This is a genomic window from Lyngbya sp. CCY1209 (genome assembly GCF_055795065.1).
This window is the reverse complement of the sequence record NZ_JAYFER010000690.1, coordinates 1-19,659: the sequence shown is the minus strand read 5'-3', so window position 1 is coordinate 19,659 and position 19,659 is coordinate 1. Positions and strand designations below refer to the sequence as shown.

Annotated in this window: 13 protein-coding genes; 7 read left to right on the top strand and 6 right to left on the bottom strand. The window is 54.3% G+C overall.

What is annotated here, in order from left to right; translation table 11 throughout:
- Nucleotides 1-77 precede the first annotated feature (77 nt).
- The gene (locus AC0QHF_RS28755; RefSeq protein ID WP_324707737.1) at nt 78-1,001 is read left to right on the top strand and encodes a TIGR04168 family protein; all 924 of its coding nucleotides are present in this window, start codon (nt 78-80) and stop codon (nt 999-1,001) included.
- A 148-nt stretch (nt 1,002-1,149) separates the two neighbouring features.
- On the opposite strand, the gene AC0QHF_RS28750 is transcribed toward AC0QHF_RS28755, so the two are convergent.
- From AC0QHF_RS28750 to glgA, 4 genes are all read right to left on the bottom strand, one after another.
- Nucleotides 1,150-1,311: an AAA family ATPase gene (locus AC0QHF_RS28750; protein WP_324707713.1), complete on the bottom strand. Its 162-nt coding sequence runs from the start codon at nt 1,309-1,311 to the stop codon at nt 1,150-1,152.
- A 247-nt stretch (nt 1,312-1,558) separates the two neighbouring features.
- Nucleotides 1,559-1,993: a photosystem II complex extrinsic protein PsbU gene (gene psbU / locus AC0QHF_RS28745; RefSeq protein WP_324707712.1), complete on the bottom strand. Its 435-nt coding sequence runs from the start codon at nt 1,991-1,993 to the stop codon at nt 1,559-1,561.
- A 738-nt stretch (nt 1,994-2,731) separates the two neighbouring features.
- Entirely contained in the window at nt 2,732-3,526 is a 795-nt protein-coding gene (locus AC0QHF_RS28740) for a sulfotransferase domain-containing protein (protein WP_324707711.1), read from the bottom strand.
- A gap of 88 nt (nt 3,527-3,614) precedes the next feature.
- Entirely contained in the window at nt 3,615-5,090 is a 1,476-nt protein-coding gene (gene glgA, locus AC0QHF_RS28735) for a glycogen synthase GlgA (protein ID WP_324707710.1), read from the bottom strand.
- 619 nt (nt 5,091-5,709) lie between these two features.
- Between glgA and AC0QHF_RS28730 the strand changes: the two genes are divergently transcribed.
- Nucleotides 5,710-5,979: a hypothetical protein gene (locus AC0QHF_RS28730; RefSeq protein WP_324707709.1), complete on the top strand. Its 270-nt coding sequence runs from the start codon at nt 5,710-5,712 to the stop codon at nt 5,977-5,979.
- A gap of 1 nt (nt 5,980) precedes the next feature.
- Here the strand turns inward: AC0QHF_RS28730 and AC0QHF_RS28725 are convergent, their stop codons facing one another.
- Nucleotides 5,981-6,871: a polysaccharide deacetylase family protein gene (locus AC0QHF_RS28725; RefSeq protein ID WP_324707708.1), complete on the bottom strand. Its 891-nt coding sequence runs from the start codon at nt 6,869-6,871 to the stop codon at nt 5,981-5,983.
- A gap of 318 nt (nt 6,872-7,189) precedes the next feature.
- Between AC0QHF_RS28725 and AC0QHF_RS28720 the strand changes: the two genes are divergently transcribed.
- Nucleotides 7,190-8,383 carry a methyltransferase domain-containing protein gene (locus tag AC0QHF_RS28720; protein WP_324707707.1) on the top strand — a complete coding sequence of 398 codons (1,194 nt, stop codon included), beginning with the start codon at nt 7,190-7,192 and terminating at the stop codon, nt 8,381-8,383.
- Nucleotides 8,384-8,476: 93 nt separating this feature from the next.
- Here AC0QHF_RS28720 and AC0QHF_RS28715 read toward each other — a convergent pair whose 3' ends face one another.
- Entirely contained in the window at nt 8,477-14,101 is a 5,625-nt protein-coding gene (locus AC0QHF_RS28715) for a PAS domain S-box protein (RefSeq protein ID WP_324707706.1), read from the bottom strand.
- 226 nt (nt 14,102-14,327) lie between these two features.
- On the opposite strand from AC0QHF_RS28715, the gene psb27 reads away from it, so the two are divergent.
- The 4 genes from psb27 (at nt 14,328) to AC0QHF_RS28695 (ending at nt 19,573) form a co-directional block, all read left to right on the top strand.
- Nucleotides 14,328-14,726, top strand: coding sequence for a photosystem II protein Psb27 (psb27, locus tag AC0QHF_RS28710; RefSeq protein ID WP_324707705.1), 399 nt, complete (start codon nt 14,328-14,330; stop codon nt 14,724-14,726).
- A gap of 198 nt (nt 14,727-14,924) precedes the next feature.
- Complete coding sequence (locus tag AC0QHF_RS28705; RefSeq protein ID WP_324707736.1) at nt 14,925-16,403, top strand: family 10 glycosylhydrolase; 1,479 nt, start codon at nt 14,925-14,927, stop codon at nt 16,401-16,403.
- Between the two features lie 129 nt (nt 16,404-16,532).
- The gene (locus tag AC0QHF_RS28700; protein ID WP_324707704.1) at nt 16,533-17,384 is read left to right on the top strand and encodes a prohibitin family protein; all 852 of its coding nucleotides are present in this window, start codon (nt 16,533-16,535) and stop codon (nt 17,382-17,384) included.
- Between the two features lie 248 nt (nt 17,385-17,632).
- A complete protein-coding gene (locus AC0QHF_RS28695; protein WP_324707703.1) occupies nt 17,633-19,573 on the top strand; it encodes an ABC-F family ATP-binding cassette domain-containing protein in 1,941 nt (646 codons plus the stop codon).
- The last annotated feature ends 86 nt before the right edge of the window (nt 19,574-19,659 follow it).

The following is a 19,659-nucleotide window of genomic DNA, read 5'->3' as shown; positions in this document are numbered from 1 at the left end:
GCTTCCTCTGCTCCCGACTCCCGACTCCCGACTCCCCATTGCCTTATCCTTATAAAAGGAGTGGCGAGAGGAACCGCATGAGTTTGAATCCGGAAACGGCCGTCAAAATTGCTGTCATTGGAGACGTTCACGACCAGTGGGAACCGGAAGACGGCGCGGCGTTGAAACAGTTGGGGGTGGATCTGGCCCTATTTGTCGGGGATTTCGGCAACGAGGCGGTGGAAGTCGTCCGGGCGATCGCGGATCTGGATATCCCCAAGGCGGCGGTGTTTGGCAATCACGATGCCTGGTACACGATGACGGACTGGGGGCGGAAGCGGTGCCCCTACGATCGCGCCGCCGAAGATTGGGTGCAGGATCAGATCGACCTGTTGGGGGAAGCCCACGTCGGCTATGGAAAGCGGGATTTTCCCGAGTTGGGACTGACGGTGGTGGGGACTCGCCCCTTCAGTTGGGGGGGTCCGGAGTGGCGGTATAAAAGCTTTTACCGAGAATGGTTCGGGGTGAATGACTTGGCCGAATCTCGCGATCGCATCGTGGAGGCGGCGAAAACGGCGGCTTACAATCAAATTATTTTTTTGGGACATAACGGCCCGACGGGGTTGGGAGATACCCCGGAATCGGCCTGCGGGCGGGATTGGAAGCCCCTGGGCGGGGACTTCGGCGACCCGGATTTTGCCGAGGCGATCGCAAAAACCCGCGACCTCGGAAAAACGATTCCCCTCGTCACCTTCGGCCATATGCACCACACCCTCCGCCACACCAAAACCCGCCTGCGATCGTCTTTGGAGGTGGACGAGCACGATACCGTTTATCTCAATGCCGCCAGCGTCCCGCGAATTCAGGGGACCGGACTCGAAAAACGCCGACATTTCGCGATCGCCGTTTTGCGGGGCGGAAAAATTGCCGCAGCCTCCCAGGTTTGGGTGGGTTCGGACGGTGAAATTCTCGCCGAAAAACCGCTGATAGAGAAGCGGGAGTCGATAGAAAGCGTCAAATGAATTTTGAGCTGTCCCCCTGACTAAGGGGCGAAGGGGCAACCCGAGACGATTGCCCCCACGGAGGATTTAGGGGGATGGTTCGGATCGGAATCGTCCCCCTGACTAAGGGGCGAAGGGGCAACCCGAGACGATTGCCCCCACGGAGGATTTAGGGGGATGGTTCGGACAACCCTTTGCAATAAAAGAGGATTTTGGCGATCATACTTTTCCCGCTGGCTTGAGGACCCATCAAAATATTGATTTTTTTTATTTCAATATCGATATGATTTAAGCCTGCAAAATTTTTAATTATCAGTTTTTCAGTTGCCATACTTTTCTAAAATTAAAAATTACGGCTTTCCAGTCAATTATAGCACAACGCGCACTGCTTCAAGTCCCTCTTGAAAAGGGGAATTTAGGGGGAACGTCATCATCGGGAAGCCATAGATTAAACCGCTCCCACCTTTGAGAGAACCACACTCGTTTGATGCGGTGTCCCCAGAGATGGCAGCGGTCATCTCAGTCCCGGCATTTACGCCGAGGGTCGTTTAATTTGGGTGTCGAATTGGCAATTCGTCCTAGTCGTAGGTTCCGGTATTGAGTCGGAAGTCGCCCTCTTGGAGAATCGGCTCGATCGGAGTTACGGTAAACTCGTCGATATAGCGTTCTAACACTTCTTTTTGAGCATCGGTTAATCCGGGCATTTCCAAGACTTCTTCAACCGAGTCGAACGGTGCCTCTTTGACAATCTTGGAGGCGAGGGTGGGGAACATTCCGGGTAATTTGCGGAATTCCCGAATCGAAGTGTTGTTCAAATCCAATTTGTCACCGAATTCAGTTCCCAACTTTTTATCCGCCCGGTTGATGCGGTTGACTTCGGCTAAAACGGGGGGCTGAATCGTCGGAAATTGAACGAAGCTCAAATTTGCCGCGTCTGCCCGCTGGGGACTGGTCCACCCGAGAAAACCGACCAACAAGCCCAACAAAGCCAATAGCTGTCCCAATCGTTTCATCAAAACTCTTCTCCTAATTGATATCAACTGTGCAGACGGGATGCCAGGAACTGACTCCCAATCGGTTTGAGTGGGGAGCATCGTTGCTGGCGATATTTCATCACCGTCTCGCAATAAATGATACTGTTTTTGACGCCCTCCCCAACCTGACGGAATGGGGATTCTTGAAATCACTTTCAAGACTTCCTCGTTTCTGCGATCGCCCCCGGGAATCCACCCGCTCTGACGGGCAATCTTTAAACCGTTTCACCGTTCGGCAAAAACCGGTAAAAACGCCCGGTCGAGTTGACCCCAATGGCACGATCGCCCGAGGCTTACTAGGATAATTTACCTAGCGTTCTCGCCCGTCCCGCGATACGTTTTCCAAGCCAAAGTTTGACTTTTATGGTCGTGCGACGCTCCAGTTCGATCGCTCTGTTTTTATTGGTTTTCGCGACCCAATTTTTTGTATCCTCGGCGGATACCTTTGAGTGGCGATCGTCGGCTATTTTGCCTCAATGCAACACTCAGGGGGATTCAAACCGATCCAATGATACCATCAAGTCTCCCGGGGAAAGACTTTAGACCCAATTTTTTGCTAATATACCGCAATACCGGACGCCCGACACCCAAAATAGGGGGCCAAATTGCGATCGCCCGGTGCCGGGAGGTTGGCCTCCATCCGAGGACCGCGATCCCCGGGGGCGACCGCGGCGGAATGGGTTTCGGGACCGGCGGGACGAAAATCGCCCCGGACCGTCAAACGGGTCGGGAAAAATCGGCTTCCCACTGTTTGATCTGGTCGTAGAGGGGGCGGGAGTGGGTGTCCAGAATTCTCACCGTCTCGGCCGACAATTCTTCATCGCCGCCGTTGACTCGACCCCGACGAAAGAAATTCTGAAATCCCCCCTGTTCGGCGAATCCCAAACGGCGGCTATCTTCGCGGTCGGCCAATTGTTTGAGGCGGTGAAATTCTTGATGTTCGACGGCCCTCCGACATGGGCAGTCCGTCACCTCCAGGCCGAGAAACTGACAGACCCGTTTGAGGACGTTTTGGGGATTCCGTTTCATCGATTCGTAGGATACCAAAAAGATGCGATCGCCGGCCGTTTCTTTCCCAGCCAGATAACTTTTGATGTGGGCGTTCCACTGCTCCATCCGCCCCAAACAAAAGGCGTCGATGCCGGAATTGTTATCCCGAAATTTGGGCGATCGCAGCGAATAATAATAGTAAGAACAGAGGCAATCTTTCGGATTTCGGAACAGGTAAATGATCCGATAGTCGGAAATCAAATCGTAGGGTTCGTGGGTTTTGATCGCCCGAAACGGGATGTCAATCTGGGGATTGCGATACCAATCTTCGATATCCACCTTGTAAACGTCCGGAATCACGTTGCCCCCGGCCTCCGTTTCGTGACCCCCCAACTGGCGGATGACATCGCTCAACAACAGCCGCATCCAGGTATTGCCGGAGCGGGGATAGGAGGCGATGAAGACATCGCTCGGCCGGAAATACCAGCGGTTAATCTGATATCGGTAACTCGATGAAAACATAAAGCGATCGCCCTGAAACGACGGGGGAAGGAATATCCATTAATAATTAATAATTAATAATTAATAATTTTCAATTCCTCCCGCCCTCTTACTTGTGCCGGATGTATTCGTAAATTGACAAATACTGCGTCCCGGGATTCTTCCAAGAGTAGTCATATTCCATCCCCTGAATTGCCAATTTTTGGAATTCCTTGGGATAGTGATACCACAGCCCGATCGCCCGATCCATCGCCGATTCTAACGCAGTATTGTCCGTTTGGAAGAAAACGTAACCGTTGCGTTTATCCGGGTCGTGATAGTTGTCATAATCGCGATCGAACACCGTATTCAACAAACCGCCCACGCCGCGCACCACCGGAACCGTCCCGTACTGCAATCCGATCATTTGAGTCAACCCGCAGGGTTCAAAATTGCTCGGGACGATAATAATATCCGCCCCCGCATAAATCAAATGGGACAATTCTTCATTGAACCCAATTTCGACGTGACAATCCGGATTATTATTAAGGTGATTCTTTTCATGCCAGAACCAATTGTTGATCCCCTTTTCTGTCGCCGAACCCAGCAGCACGAATTGGGCGTTTCGATGCAGGGCGTAGTAAATAGCGTGGTGGACGAGGTGGACTCCTTTTTGTTGGTCCAGACGGCCGACGTAAGCCACCAGGGGTTTGTCGTCGTGGGCCAGCCACAGTCGCTCCCGCAGCGCCTTTTTATTTTTAGCTTTTTCTTCAAAAGTATCGGCATCAAAATGGTGGGGAATGTAGCGATCGCTCGCCGGATTCCAAACCTCGTAATCGATGCCATTTAGCACCCCGCCGAACTTGTGCTGGTGTTCGTGGATGGTGTGTCCCAAACCGTAGCCACAATCTCCATAGTGCGCTTCCCAGGCGTGATGGGGAGACACCGTGGTGATGAAATTGGAGTAGACGATCCCGCCTTTCATCATATTCAATGCGAAGGGATTGAAGGGATCGCAGAGGCGATCGCTGGCAAAATAATAAGCTTCCCGATTCAAACCCGTCGCCCACAAAATATCCGTTCCGCTGATGCCCTGATGTTTGAAATTGTGGATGGTATAGCAGACCCGCTGATCTTCCATCCCGTGATATTTGTAAACCTCGAATAACATCACCGGGACTAAACCGGTTTGCCAGTCGTGACAGTGGATGATATCCGGCCGCTTGTTCGTCCGCAGCAAAAATTCCAGGGCGGCTTTGCTGAAGAACGCGAACCGCATGGGGTCGTCCTCGCAGCCGTAGTAGCAGCCCCGGTTGAAAAACAGGTCGTCGGAGTGGGGGTCGATAAAAAAGCACAATCGTCCGTAAACCCAGCCGCAGTAAACGTCGCAGTAGATGGCCGCACCGTACCAGGGGACGACCAGATCTTTGTAGGCTTCGTGCAGCCCCCAGATGTGGTCATAACGCATACAATCGTATTTGGGCAGCACGATCTCGACGGCGTGGCCCCGCTTTTCTAACTCCCGGCTGATCCCGAATACGACATCACCCAAACCTCCGGCTTTGATAACGGGGGCGCATTCAGAGGCAATCTGTACGATGTACATCTTCACTCCTCGCGTAACAAAAGTTTATATTCTATTTTCCCATTCAACCAGGAAAAAGCACCGATCGCTCGGGAACTGAGCAAATAACCCCCGCCATTTCTACCCATAGAATCATCTTTCAACCGGGGTGATGGACCGAGAACCCGGGGGGGCGACGATCGCCCATTTCCCCACCCGAGTGCGATGGCGGGGATCAGCCGGGATCGGCTCTCGGACCCCAGATAGTTATTTTCGGGCAAACCGGGTCAAATGGTCCGCTGATTCGAGACTTGATGTATAGTCTGAGGTTAGAATGTCGCAGGACTCAAAAACCAGTCGGGGCGACGGGGATCGCCCCCCAGACCTGGTTGGGTGATGGATTCGAGTCCGGCGTCGATCCGGATCGATGCCGATCCCGAGGATAGCCCCTTCCCCCGATTGGGCCCGGGCCGGACTGGAGAATCCGTTAACAACCGTACCGATTTAAACTTCCGCTTAGGAGGGAACCCTGATGAAGAACGGTGTGTATGGGTGGATAGGAGTTTTAGCTTCTCTTGGGATTGCGGTTTCTGGACTGCCGGCCGGAGCCGGGCCGCCGACAATTCTGACCGGTTCCAATATTATCTCCCGTTATAGGCGCATGGTCGAGCAGTCTTCGCAACCGGAACCCAACAAGCGGATGTTGCTGATTTCGGCACAAAACGATCTCAACTCCATCGTTGCAGATGTGGGGGAAACCTGCGAAGCCCTGGCATCCGGGGAGTTGACCTGGCAGGAACGCCAGGAAATTCAAGAGGAGTCCCTCCGCCAGGAAGTGAATCCGGACCCCCAACTGCGGGAGATCTTGCAGGCTGATCAAATGATTCGCAACAGTTTGGTCAAACAGATGTGTCCGGAATACATCCCGTGATCTACTCGCCATCCATTTCCAGCAATTCCGGTACGGTGACAAACCGATAACCCCGGGCTTTGAGTCCGGCGATAATGGTTCCGAGGGCCTCCACCGTCCGCCCCCGGTTTCCCCCCCCGTCATGCATGAGGACGATCGCACCGGGGTGGGCCTGGGTGAGGACGCGATCGGCCAGGGTGGCCGCGGACGGCTGCTGATAGTCCTGGGTGTCGATGGACCACATCACCACTACATAATTTTTCCGGCGGGCATAATCGACCGCCCCGTTATCGAGAATGCCACCGGGGGGACGAAAAATCAACAGGGGAGTCCCCGTCAGTTCCGCGATGTGGCGGGCCGTCTCGTCGATTTCCCGGGCTGCTGCCGCCCCGTCCAGGGCCTGGTAGGGGTGGTTCCAGGTGTGGTTCCCCACCGCGTGGCCGTCCGCGACCACCCGGCGGGCGATGTCCGGGTACCGGGGCAGGTTTTGGCCGAGGAAAAAGAAGGTGGCCCGCACTCCGTGGCGTCGCAGCACCGCCAGGACGCGATCGGTGTCGGGCCAGGGGCCATCGTCGAAGGTGAGGGCGACCACCCGTTCCCCCTGTTTGGGGTAGACTCGATTGACGATCGCACCGTAATATCGGGCCGGAATCGTAAAGGTGCGGGTTTTGGGCGCGGATTTGGGAAAAACCGGGGGCGACGGCGGTGCGGGATTGGGCAGGTAGAGACGCCCTTCGCCGAGGGGGGGGACGGCGGGGGCCGCGAAGGGATCGGTTTCGACCGCCTCGGGTTCCGAGGGCCGCCAGAGTCCGGGGATGTCCGCCCGGGCGGGTTCCGGGGATGCGATCGCCGTCAACATTCCCAGGGCGATCGGCCCGATTCCGAGTATTGGGTTGAAAACCTGGACTCCCATCGTCGGTTTTGGGTGAGTAATGATTACGACTCATTCTATCTTCATCGGGCGCGGCCTGTGCTTCGGAAAAATTGAGATTTGTTGATGATCGATTCGCGTCCCCGACTCGACTGCCGTTGAAAGCGCCACTTCACATCAAAAAAAATTGATAAATTGACCTCGGTTTTACGCTGCGGGCATTCTCCGTCAATTCTCAGAAAAAATTAAGTTTTACCGCTCGAATTGGCGGTATAATTTGAAGTCGGATGACCGCGATCGCGAGTTTCATCCCTGGCAATTAAGAACGATCAATAGAAGCCGCGAGGAGAGTTTTTCCCGATGACCCAAGCCCAACCCCAAGAAATGAAAGTCAACTCCGATTTGGAGCGGGAAGTATTGGAGCGTTACAAATCCGGCGCGAAAGCCGTCCAACCGTCCCTGTGCTGTCCGACCTCCTACGATAACAATTATCTGGAAATTTTGCCCCAAGAAATTATTGATAAAGATTACGGATGCGGCGACCCGACCCGATACGTCAACGCGGGGGAAGTCGTCGTCGATCTCGGCTCTGGTGCGGGCAAAAATTGTTACATCATCGCCCAGAAAGTCGGGGAGTCCGGCAAGGTTATCGGGGTCGATTTCAACGACGAAATGCTGTCGCTATCCCGAAAATATCAGGATGCGATCGCCGAAAAGTTGGGGTACAAAAATACCGAATTTGTGAAAGGTAAAATTCAAGATCTGAGTTTGAATCTGGATCGGGTTCAGGAGTGGTTGCGGGCGCACCCCATCGCCTCCGTGGAGGAGATTTCCGGGTTCGAGGCGACCTGCGATCGCCTCCGCCGAGAGGAGCCGCTGATCCCCGACGACAGTGTAGACGTGGTGGTATCTAACTGCGTCCTCAACCTCGTCCGTTCCCAAGATAAAAAACAACTGTTTCGAGAAATTTATCGCGTCTTGAAGCGGGGGGGACGGGCCGTCATTTCCGATATCGTCTGCGACGAAAATCCGACGGAGGAAATGATGAACGATCCCGAATTGTGGAGCGGCTGCATTTCCGGAGCATTTCGGGAAGACGAATTTTTGGCAATGTTTGAAGAGGCGGGATTTTACGGCGTCGAAATCCTCACCCGCCAGGTGGAACCCTGGCAAGCGATCGACGGCATCGAATTCCGATCGCTCACCGTCCGCGCCTACAAGGGCAAAGACGGGCCTTGTCTAGACCGGAATCAGGCCGTCATTTACAAAGGTCCTTGGAAGCAGGTGATGGACGACGACGGTCACATTTTGTACCGAGGACAGCGGATGGCGGTTTGCGACAAAACCTTCCAACTGTACGGCGATCGCCACGGCCCCTACCACGAAGATATTATCCCCATTTCTCCTTACCAAGAAATTCCGCTGGAGGAGGCGAAAGAATTCGACTGCCTGCGAAATTCCGTCCGCAACCCGAAGCTGACGAAGGGGGCGGATTATCGCGTCACCACCGACAATGACGGGGACTCTTGCTGCTCACCGTCCGGCTGTTGTTGAGGGTGACAAACTTGAAAATGGGAATCGGGAGTCGGGGGAATCAATTGATCATTATCAATGATCAATTATCAATTATCAATTTTCCCCGAGTTTTCACTCCCAGACGATGACGCGATCGCGCCCCAGCTCTTTGGCGCGATACAACGCATCGTCGGCCATCTTGAGCAGGTCGTCGGGAATTTGTGCGTGTTCGGGGAAACAAGCCACCCCGAAAGAGGCGGTAATTTGACCGAGATCTCGACTCTGATGTCGGAGTTGTAACCCTCGAATTCCCCGGCATAAAAACTCAGCCCGGGCGATCGCGGTTTCCAGGGACGTTTGCGGCAAAATCAGGGTCAGTTCTTCCCCGCCGTAGCGGCAGGCGACATCCGAGGCGCGGACATTTTCTTGCAAGAATTTGGCGATGATTTGCAAGACGAAATCCCCCGCCTCGTGGCCGAAGGTATCGTTAAAGCCCTTGAAATGGTCGATATCGACCATGATAATACACAACGGATTTTGGTTTCGTCGCGCTTTAGCAAACTCTTGGTTGAGGGTTTCTTGCAGATAGCGGCGGTTGAAAAGTCCCGTGAGGGGATCGCGGATACTTTCCAAGCGCAATTGTTCCTGCAATTTGAGGTTGGAAAGGGCGAGGGATAACTGTTCGGCCACGGTGCGGGCCAACTGTTCCAGGTAGGGCCAATTCGACGACGGGAGTTGAGTTCTCAAATAGAACAGTCCCAAAATTTTAGTTTGGGCAATCAGGGGAATGCATACGGTATTGGCGGGAGGCAGATCGAGGTGAACGTGCTGACAAAATAGCCCCGGTTGTCGGTGGTTGGCGGCGTGAATTTGGCCGCGCCGCAGCGCCCAACACTGTTTGAGGTTGAATTTGATTTCGCTGTCGCGGAGTTCTCCGAAGGCGGAAACCGCCTCTAAATTTGCCTGATCGCCGCCATAATCCGCGTTATTTTCGACCAGCAAAACCGCGCCGGAAAACTGCGGAAACAGTTGTTTGAGAAACTCTGCGATCGCCCCGTACCCGTCCTCAACCTTGTCGCAAGCTTGCAGGAATTCCATCATGTCACTGATGATTTCCATTTCTCGGTTGCGCTGCTTCAACCGCTGATAGGTTTTTTGCAGTGCCTCTTCCGTCTGTTTCCGTTCCGTCAAATCCGTCGCCGTCCCCAATATTTCTTGCACCTTTCCGCCGGCAGTGCGGCTGAAAATCACGTCGCGGCTGAACAGCCAGCGCCACTGTCCGTCAGACCGCTGCAATCGGTATTCGACGGAATGAATCTCGCCATCTTGCGCCCCTTCCAAGCGTCGGTAGTGTTCTTGAACGGCCCTGCGATCGTCCGGATGAAGATGTCGTTTTAAAAAATTATCGCCCAGGTCCCGTATTTCATCGGAACTGTAGCCCAACACGTCCCGAATGCTTTGATTGACATAAATCATTCGGGATTGAATGATATCGTTAATGTAGAGAATATTGGGGAGAGTATCGGCGATTTTTTTGATAAAGATGTTGCTTTCTTTTAATTTCGTCATCGCCCGTTTTCGCTCGGTTGTATCTTCGACGATACCCGCAAATCGATAAATGTTTCCCGACTCATCCTTCACCGGAAAGATGCGGACTTCCACCCACCGAATTTGACCGTCCGGGCGGACGATCCGATACTCCTCATCGAAGGAATTCGGCCCCTGAATTTGTCGCCGGTAAGCTTGGGCGACCCGCTCCCGATCTTCGGGATGTACCGACTCCATCCAAGCCCGAGGATTGCGGTAGAGACTCTCGCAGCTTTGCCCCCAAATGGCTTCGTAGGCGGGATTGATATAAAGCATTTCCTGGCCGTCAAAAGACGTGATCACGAAAACTTCCCGAACCGACTCGGCAATTTGTCGGAATTTTTCCTCACTTTCTTGGAGGGCAATTTCGGCATTTTTCTGCTCGGTAATGTCAATCAGGATGCCCTGGATGAACAGGGGTTGTCCGCCCTCATCCGCGACGGTGCGGGCGCGATCGCGAACCCAGAGAACCTCACCCGATCGCGACACCATCCGATATTCGACGCTAAATCCCCCGTCCCGCTGGGTCTCCTCGCCGATCTCCCGCAACACCCGATCGCGATCGTCGGGGTGCACCCGTTCCATCCAAAAATTCGCATTTTCCAGCCACTCGCTCGGCGAAAATCCCAACAGGCGTTCGATTTGGGGGCTAATGTAAAGGGTGGAACAAATCTCGTCGAAAGATGCCGTATAGGTCGCCGCCGGCATCTGTTCGATCAGGCGGCGATATTTGGCCTCCGAGGCGCTGAGGGCGATTTCCGCCAATTTTTTGTCCGTGATATCCATCGCCAGACCGAACAGGCGCACCACCTGTCCCCGGGAATCCATTTCCACTTCCCCCCGGGCTCTCAAATACCGCATCTCGCCGCTGGGACGGAACAGGCGATATTCGACGTTAAACGGTTCTGCCATCGTCAACGTTCGCCTCAATTGTTCTTCGTGAATGAAGCGGTCATCCGGGTGAATGATCTCCACAAGTTCTTCCAGACTCGGGTGGGGCTGAGTCGGGTCGATGCCGAAGATTTTAAACACCTCTTCCGACCAAGTAATTTGGCGGGAAACCGCATCAAATCCCCAAGTTCCAATGCCGGCAATTTTTTGGGATTGGAGGATGTTTCGGGTCGTTTGATAGAGTGCCAATTCGGTTTGTTTGCGCTTGGTAATATCCTCAGCGATATAACAAAAACGGATGTGATCGGAGTCGGAATTGAGAATGGGGTTAGCCGTCGCTAATATACAATATTCAGCCGTGGCGGTGGAGTGGACGTACTCGAATTGAACGGGCTTTCCGAGCTTTTGACTCTGCCGGTAATGGTTCAACCACAGCGCGATCGTGGATTCAGGAATGCCGAGTTGACTCGACTTTTTATTCTTCATTTCCTCCGGAAGAATGCCAAAAAATCCGGCGGTCGCATGATTATCCCAGATGTGCAGGATGTCATCTTCGAGGAGTTCCACCACCCCCATCATCAGGGTCGTGCTGTTGTATAAGCTGTTGAGAATTGCCTCCCGTTCTTGCAGCGCCATTTCGGCGAGTTTGCGATCGTTGATATTTTGGGCAATTCCCAGGATATATTGAGGTTCCCCGGCATCATTAACAATCAAAGAACCGCTGATATTGACCCAAATGGGCGAACCATCTTTGCGGACAAAGCGTTTTTCATAGGACAACTTCGGGATTTTTTGTTCGAGCAAATCCAGGAGTTGAGTCCGAGTGTTAGCAACATCTTCCAAATGGGTGATATCTCGGACATTTTTGTGCAGTATTTCGCCGACAGAATACCCCGTAATTTCGGCTAATTTGGGATTGGCTAAAATAAAATTGCCTTCCAAATCGAGTTCGCCGATTCCGATATCCGCTTCATCAAAGATGACGCGAAACCGTTGTTCACTCTCCCGGAGAGCCGCTTCCATTTGTTTGCGCTCCGTGATATCCGTCATCAGGGCAAGAGAGCCTTGATATTCGCCGCCGTGGCCGAAAATCGGCGTTCCCGAAACCAACACCCAGATCGGATCGCCATTTTTACAAATGAATTTAAAATCGTGAGTTTCTCCGATTCCTTGGTGGCGATTGACGAGATTTTGGGCGGCGAAGTTTCGATCGCCTGATTCCATAAATTTCATCAAAGATTGCCCGAGCATTTCCTCCGCCGTATATCCCAGCATTTCCGCCATGCGCCGGTTGACAAATGTGGTGATATTATTTTGGGCGATAATCCAAACCCCTTCCAGGGTCGTTTCGACGATCTGCCGGTAGCGTTTCTCGCTCTCTTTCAGGGCAATTTCCGCCCGCTTGCGATCGCCGATATCGATCCAGTAGCCCACCCATTCCAGGGGATTTCCCGCCCCGTCCCGCACCAGTTTGAACTCGTCTCGCATCCACCGATAGGAGCCGTCCCGATGGAGAAAGCGATACTCGTAACAGTAGCGGTCCGGCAGTTCCTGGGGACTCATTCCAAAAACCAGATCCCGATCGTCCGGGTGGATGCGATCGCGCCAAAAGTCCCCGTCATCATCAAAATTTTGGGCATCATAACCCAGGATATCCCGCACATTTTCGCTGACGAACGTACTGCGAAACGTCTCCGGTTCGCAACTGTAAATAATCGCCGAGCTGGACTTGAGCAAATAATCCAAACGCTCCCGGGCGAGTTGCAAGTCCCGCTCCGTCTGCTTGCACTCTGCAATTTCGCACTTGAGTTCTTCATTGATGCGGGCTAATTCTTCGGTCTGTCGGGCGACTTGCAATTCCAATTCTTCCGACAACTTTCGATAGGCTTCCTTCCGTTCTTCCAACTCCAGTTCGGCCCGACGGCGATCAGTGATATCTTCCCCCGTGCCGATAATAAACTCCACCTCCCCCGCATCATTGAACAGCACCGTATTCGACCAAGAAATCAGGCGGCGATCGCCCGTTTTCGTCACCCAAGAATTTTCGTAACAATTCATCGACCGACCCGACTGGAGCCGTGCAAACGTGTCCCGCACCCCCTCGACCTCCGGTTCGGGAACCAACAGATCCCAAAAGACTCGGTTTTGCACCTCTGCCAAAGAATACCCCGTCGCCCTCGCGCAGGCTTGGTTAAATTTGACGATCCGCCCCTGCCGGTCCAAAACGACGATCAAAGTGGCGACGGTATCGAGAATGGCGGTGGTAAAATCCCGCTCCTGTTGCAGTTCCAACCGGCTCTGGGTGTGCTCTTGCCGGATCAGTTCGGTGCGGTTCTGATGGATCTGTTCGAGCCGTTCCGTCTGCAGTTGGCAAACTTCCTGTTGCAGGGCCCGGACGGTCTGGTAGAGTTCCACGGGGCTGAGGGTTTGCAGCAAACTGGTTTGGGTGACGATCCCGAGCAATTGTTCCCGTTCGTCGCACACCACCAGGCGCCTGACGCGCCGTCGCTGCATTTCCTGGTGGGCCGTCCACAGGTGGTCCGTGGGGCGCAAACTCCACAGGGGCGCACTCATGATTTGGGCCGCCGTCACCCGCCGGAAGTCGAGTTGGAGCGCTTGAAACTGCACGATATCCCGCTCCGTGACGATCCCCAGCGGACGGGGTGCGTGGGACGCGGCGATCTGGGGTTCAACAATCACCACGCAACTGACCCGATATTCCGTCATCAGCCGCGCCAGTTCCAGCACCGACGTGCCGGGTAAGGCGTGGATCACCTCCGGCGTCATCGCCTCTCCGACCTGACGCAATTTGAACAGGTCAGCCGGTTGCAACCGGGCGCGGATGCTTTCCGAGGCGATCAGCCCCAGCACTTCGCCCGTTTCCGACACCAGGGGGAGGTGGCGGATCTGATGTTGGCGCATCAGGGCGATGGCCGTGAAAATATCCGGGTTCGGATAGGTTTGCAGGGTGATCAAATCCCGGGTCATGACCTCTCCCAAGGTCAGATCCCCCAAGTCGTGATATTGCGTGGACAGACGCACCAGATCCCGCTCAGTGAGCAGCCCCACCAGTCGGGAGCCTTCGACGGCCAGAACGCAACTGCCCCGAACTTCCCGGGCCGGCTCCGACACCGTTTCCGACAGGTCGCACCGGCCGCGCTCCCGACTCATTAGGGAAATGACCTCCGTCAAAGCAGTTTGAGGAGAAGCGGTGAGCGGGTGGGGATCGATCGCAGTATCCAACGACAAGTTGGACAGTAGAGAACTTGAGCTGCTCATGGAGTTGAGATTACAGAATAGGGGCAATCAGCATTGAATCGACTCGATCGCGGAACAATCAATCTGCGGTGGAGCGATCGCGCTCGGCGGACCCTGCGGGAGATAGAGAATCGGAGTAACACGATCGGCGATCGGGTTGCGTGCGGACTCCTACATTCTAGGAGTTTATAATCGCCGTCCTGAATTCAAGGTAGGATAGGACAGAAAAGATTTTGACAACGTTTTTATGAGATATTTTGTTTCACGCCTGCTCGCCCTCGTTATGGTTGTCGCGATTACCCTCGTGGGGTGTGGCAGTGCCACCGACGGCCTGACGGGAAATTACAGCCAGGATACTTTAGCCGTCGTCAACAGCTTGAGAACGGCGATCGAACTCCCCGAAGAAGCCCCCGAAAAGAGAGCCGCCCAGGCGGAGGCCCGGACCCTGATCAACAGTTTCGCCTCCCGCTACCGCCGCGATCCCGCCGTCGCCAACCTGGCCTCCTTCACGACCATGCGGACGGCATTGAACGCCCTGGCCGGACATTACAGTTCTTACCCCAACCGCCCGGTTCCGGAGAAACTCCAGCAGCGTCTGGAACAGGAGTTCAAGCAAGTCGAGGCGGCGATCAAACGGGGCGCCTGATCCGAGATCCGAACTTTCCCACTCTCAAACCGACCCATAGACTGAAGCAACTCAATTTCAGGCGTATTGATTTGGAGTTGCTTCCGTTTTTTTTCCCGTGAACCCATGTCCGACCCTTTGATCGCCCCAATCCCCCACCGAAAGGCCCTGAAACGCACCCTGGCGGGGACGCTCCTGGCCGTTTTCTTGTCGCCCCTGATGATGACGGCGGCGCGATCGCAAACCCAGGCCTACTGCCGCCTGTCCCCAGATGCGATCGCCCAAAAAGACCGCCTCCGCCAAGCCGCCCTGGGCGGAGATGCCACCGCCGAGCAGCAATACAACGACCTCCTCACCCAACACGCCCAGGCTGTGGATCGCTGCCGCCGGCAGAGTCGCCCCCAAAATCAGGCGATCTGGGTGCGGTTGTACGACTGCGACGCCCGAGCGGGCGCCTTGGAACGGCTGCTCGACGACATCATCAACAAGGGCTACAACCAGGTTTATCTGGAGGTGTTTTATGATGGCCAGGTATTGCTCCCCGTCGCCAATAATCCCACGGCTTGGCCTTCCGCGATGCGATCGCCCGGTTTGGAACAAGTGGACCTTTTAGCCGAAACCATCCAAAAAGGCCGGCGGCGAGGGCTGCAAGTGTACGCCTGGATGTTCATGCTCAACTTCGGCTACACTTACACCCTGTTGGGCGATCGGCAGCAGGTTCTCGCCCGCAACGGCGCCGGGGAAACCACCGTCAGCGCCGACGTGGACGCCACCAACCGGGACGACTTCGGCGAAAGCTACGTCAACCAAGGCTTCGTCGATCCCTACAATCCCCGGGGGCGGCAGGATTATGACATCCTCCTGAATGCGGTTTTGAGCCGCCGTCCCGACGGCGTTTTATTCGACTACGTTCGCTATCCCAAAGGGCTCGGCCCCGAATCCGTCGCCACCCGCGTCAAGGACCTGTGGATTTACGGCGACGCCTCCCTGGAAACCTTCCTGCGACGCCCCAACACCGACATGGGCCGGGATCTGCTGCGGCGCTACCTCCAACAGGGCTATTTAACCGAAAACGACGTCAGCCAAATCCGCCAGAAATATTCCCCCGCCAATGTCGGGGCGGAAGACAAACTGTCCGAAGACGACGACAAGAAACAGGAACCGCCCCCGTCTCCGTGGCCCGACGAGGAAGCTTTGCCCGCCCTGGCCGGAATTCCCTCCCTCGGGGACACTTACAATCAACAACTGTGGCGGTTGAGTGTCGCCCACGCGCAGCAGGGGGTGATCGACTTTTTGAGCAATGTCAGCCAAAGGGTGCGATCGCGCAATATCCCCGCCGGCGCCGTCTTTTTCCCCGAAGGCAACCGCCGCATCGGCGGACAGGGATTCGACTCCCGCCTCCAACCTTGGGATCGCTTCCCATCTTCGATACAATGGCATCCGATGGCTTACGGCGTCTGCGGAACCACAAGTTGCATCGTCGAACAGGTGCAAACCGTCGCCGCCGGGGCTCCCCCCGGAACCCAAATTATCCCCGCCCTCGCGGGAGACTCGGGCCAGTCTATCAAAAACCGCCCCCCTCTGGAAACCCAGATGCGCGACATCATCAACGCCGTTCCCCAGATTCAATCCGTCAGCCATTATTCCTACGACTGGCAGGAACCGGAAATCACCCGGGAGCGAAAATTTTGCCAATAATTGGGGTGTGGGGAGAGTTGGGGTGTGCTCGGTGCTCGGTGCTCGGTGGGGAAAGTGAACAGTGAACAGTGAAAAGTTACCGATTCCCTATTCCCTCAAATTGTCGTATCCAAAACAGGAGTAAGTATTTTGAAAAGCGCACAACCTCAACAAGGTTTACCCGCAATTATCCTCGGAATTATCGCCGCAGCGGCCCTTCTCATCGGCCTCAATTCCTTCGTGATCATCACCCCCGGCCAAGCGGCTGTGTTGAGCATTTTGGGAAAAGCCCAGGATGGCGCGCTGTTGGAGGGGTTGCACTTCAAGCCGCCCCTCATTTCTGCGGTGGATATCTACGATGTCACCGTGCAGAAATTTGAAGTTCCGGCCCAGAGTTCCACCAAGGATTTGCAGGAGCTTTCCGCCAGTTTCGCGATCAACTTCCGCCTCGATCCGGTGAACGTGGTCAAGATCCGCCGGGAACAGGGAACCCTGCAAAATGTCGTCTCCAAAATTATCGCCCCCCAGACTCAGGAATCCTTCAAAATTGCGGCGGCAAAACGGACCATTGAAGAAGCGATTACCCAACGGGAACAACTGAAAGCTGATTTTGATTATGCTCTGGTTTCTCGATTGGATAAGTATGGCATTATCGTATTGGATACCAGTGTGGTTGACCTAGCCTTCTCCCCGGAATTTGCCCGGGCGGTCGAGGACAAACAGATCGCCGAACAGCGATCGCAGCGGGCCGTTTATGTGGCGCGGGAAGCCGAACAGCAAGCCCAGGCGGATATCAACCGGGCTAAAGGTCGCGCCGAAGCCCAGCGGCTGTTGGCGGAAACCTTGAAAGCTCAGGGGGGTGAATTGGTGCTGCAAAAAGAGGCGATTGAAGCTTGGCGCCAGGGCGGCTCTCAGATGCCGAAGGTGCTGATCCTCGGGGACTCGAAGAGCAGCGTTCCTTTCTTGTTTAATGTCGGCGATATTGCCGAAGAAGCCCAGTAATTGGGGTGTGAGGCGATCCGCAGATTACGCAGATTACACAGATTGAATTGAGTTGAAAATCGATCAGTGGAATTTGGGTGATTTGCCGGAGGATGGGGGTGTGGGATGTCGTGAAATTCCCATTCCCCCCTCCGCGATCGCCGATTTTAAGGATTTTGCAGATGGCGCAGATTACGGATTCTGTGGATTCAGATTGTTATAATTGATAATCTATCAACTGATAAAATTTTTATTTTTGGCGTTTGAATATGAATATTTTAACTCTGCGATCGGTTCAAAAAGATTTCGGCACCAAGGAAATTCTCAGGGATGCCAATCTGAGTTTGGGCGTGTCGGATAAAGTGGGTTTGATCGGCACGAATGGCTCGGGTAAATCGACCCTTCTGAAAATGATCGTCGGCGCCGAACCTACCGACGGGGGGGAATTGTGGGTCAATCCGAAAATTAAATTAATTTACCTGCCGCAGCAGCCGGAACTCGACGAAAATAATACCGTTTTGGAGCAGGTTTTTGCCGACAGCGGCGAGAAGTTGCATTTGATTCAAGAGTACGAGGACTTATCCCGAAAAATTGCCAAATTCCCGGAAGATGAAAGCCTGATGACTCGCTTTTCCGAGGTCATGCAGCGCATGGATTCTAGCAACGCTTGGGAGTTGGAAACCCAGGCGAAAATTATTTTGACGAAACTGGGTATCGAAGATTTTGATGTCAAAGTCGGCACCCTTTCCGGGGGCTATCGGAAGCGCATCGCCCTGGCGGCGGCGCTGCTGCGGGAACCGGACGTTTTGTTGATGGACGAACCGACGAACCATTTGGATGCCATGTCGGTGGAGTGGTTGCAGGATTATTTGAATAGTTATCGGGGCGCACTCTTTTTAATTACTCACGATCGCTATTTTTTGGATCGCGTCACCAATCGCATCGTGGAAATCGATCGCGGCGATTTGTTCACCTACTCCGGCAACTATTCTTACTATTTGGAAAAAAAGGCGGAAATGGAAGATGTCGCCGCCGGCCAACAGCAAAAACACCGGGGCGTATTGCGGCGGGAATTGGAGTGGCTGCAGCGGGGGCCGAAAGCCAGAAGCACCAAACAAAAAGCCCGCATTCAGCGCATCGAAGGGATGCAGGATGTGGAATTCAAACAGGCGTTGGGGAAAGTGGAAATCTCCACCCCCGGACGCCGGATCGGAAAAAAAGTGATCGAATTGGAAAATATCTCCAAATCCTACGACGGCAAAACGTTAATTAAAGACTTTACCTACACCTTCAGCCCCCAAGATCGCATCGGGATCATCGGCGGCAATGGTGTCGGAAAATCCACCCTTTTGGACTTAATAACGGGGCGCACCGAACCCGACGCGGGAACCGTTGACATCGGCAGTACCATCCACATCGGCTACTTCGACCAACATTCCGAAAACCTGCTGGCGGCGATGAACGAAAATCAGCGGGTTATTGATTACTTAAAAGAAGTCGCCGAATACGTCACCACCGCCGACGGAACCCAAATTAGCGCCTCCCAAATGTTGGAGCGATTTTTGTTTCCCCCCGGACAACAATATGCCCCCCTGCACAAACTTTCCGGGGGAGAAAAGCGGCGGTTATTCTTGCTGCGGGTATTGATGGGGGCGCCCAACGTGCTGATTTTGGACGAACCCACCAACGATTTGGACGTGCAAACCCTGTCGGTTTTAGAAGAATATTTGGAAGAATTCAACGGGTGCGCGATCGCCGTCTCCCACGATCGCTATTTCCTGGACCGCACCGTTGACATGATTTTCGCCTTCGAGTCCGCCGGAAAAGTCCGCCTCTACCCCGGTAACTATTCCGTCTATCTCGACTACAAACAAGCCGAAGAAGTCAAAAAAGCCGAGGAACAAATACAGGTCGCCGCCCCCCAAAAAGCGGCGGAACCCGAACCGGAGAAATCCCCCCGCTATTCCTGGGGAAAAGACGGCCGGCGGAAACTCTCCTCGAAGGAGCGGCGGGAATACGAAAAACTCGAAACCGCGATCGCAGAACTGGAGGAGAAAAAGAGCCAAATTGAAGCCGAACTCTACACCGCACCCCCCGCCTCCGTGAGTCGGGTGCAGGAATTACATCAACAAGTCGAATCCCTGGCGGGAGAAATCGATCGCGCCACGGAACGGTGGATGGAGTTGGCGGAAATCGACTCTCAGGATTAGTCGTAGTGAACCGTTTCGGCTAAAATGAGGCAATAGTAGGGTGGGTTAGGCGCGGCAGTAATTTTTCGGAAAAACCCACAACTGTT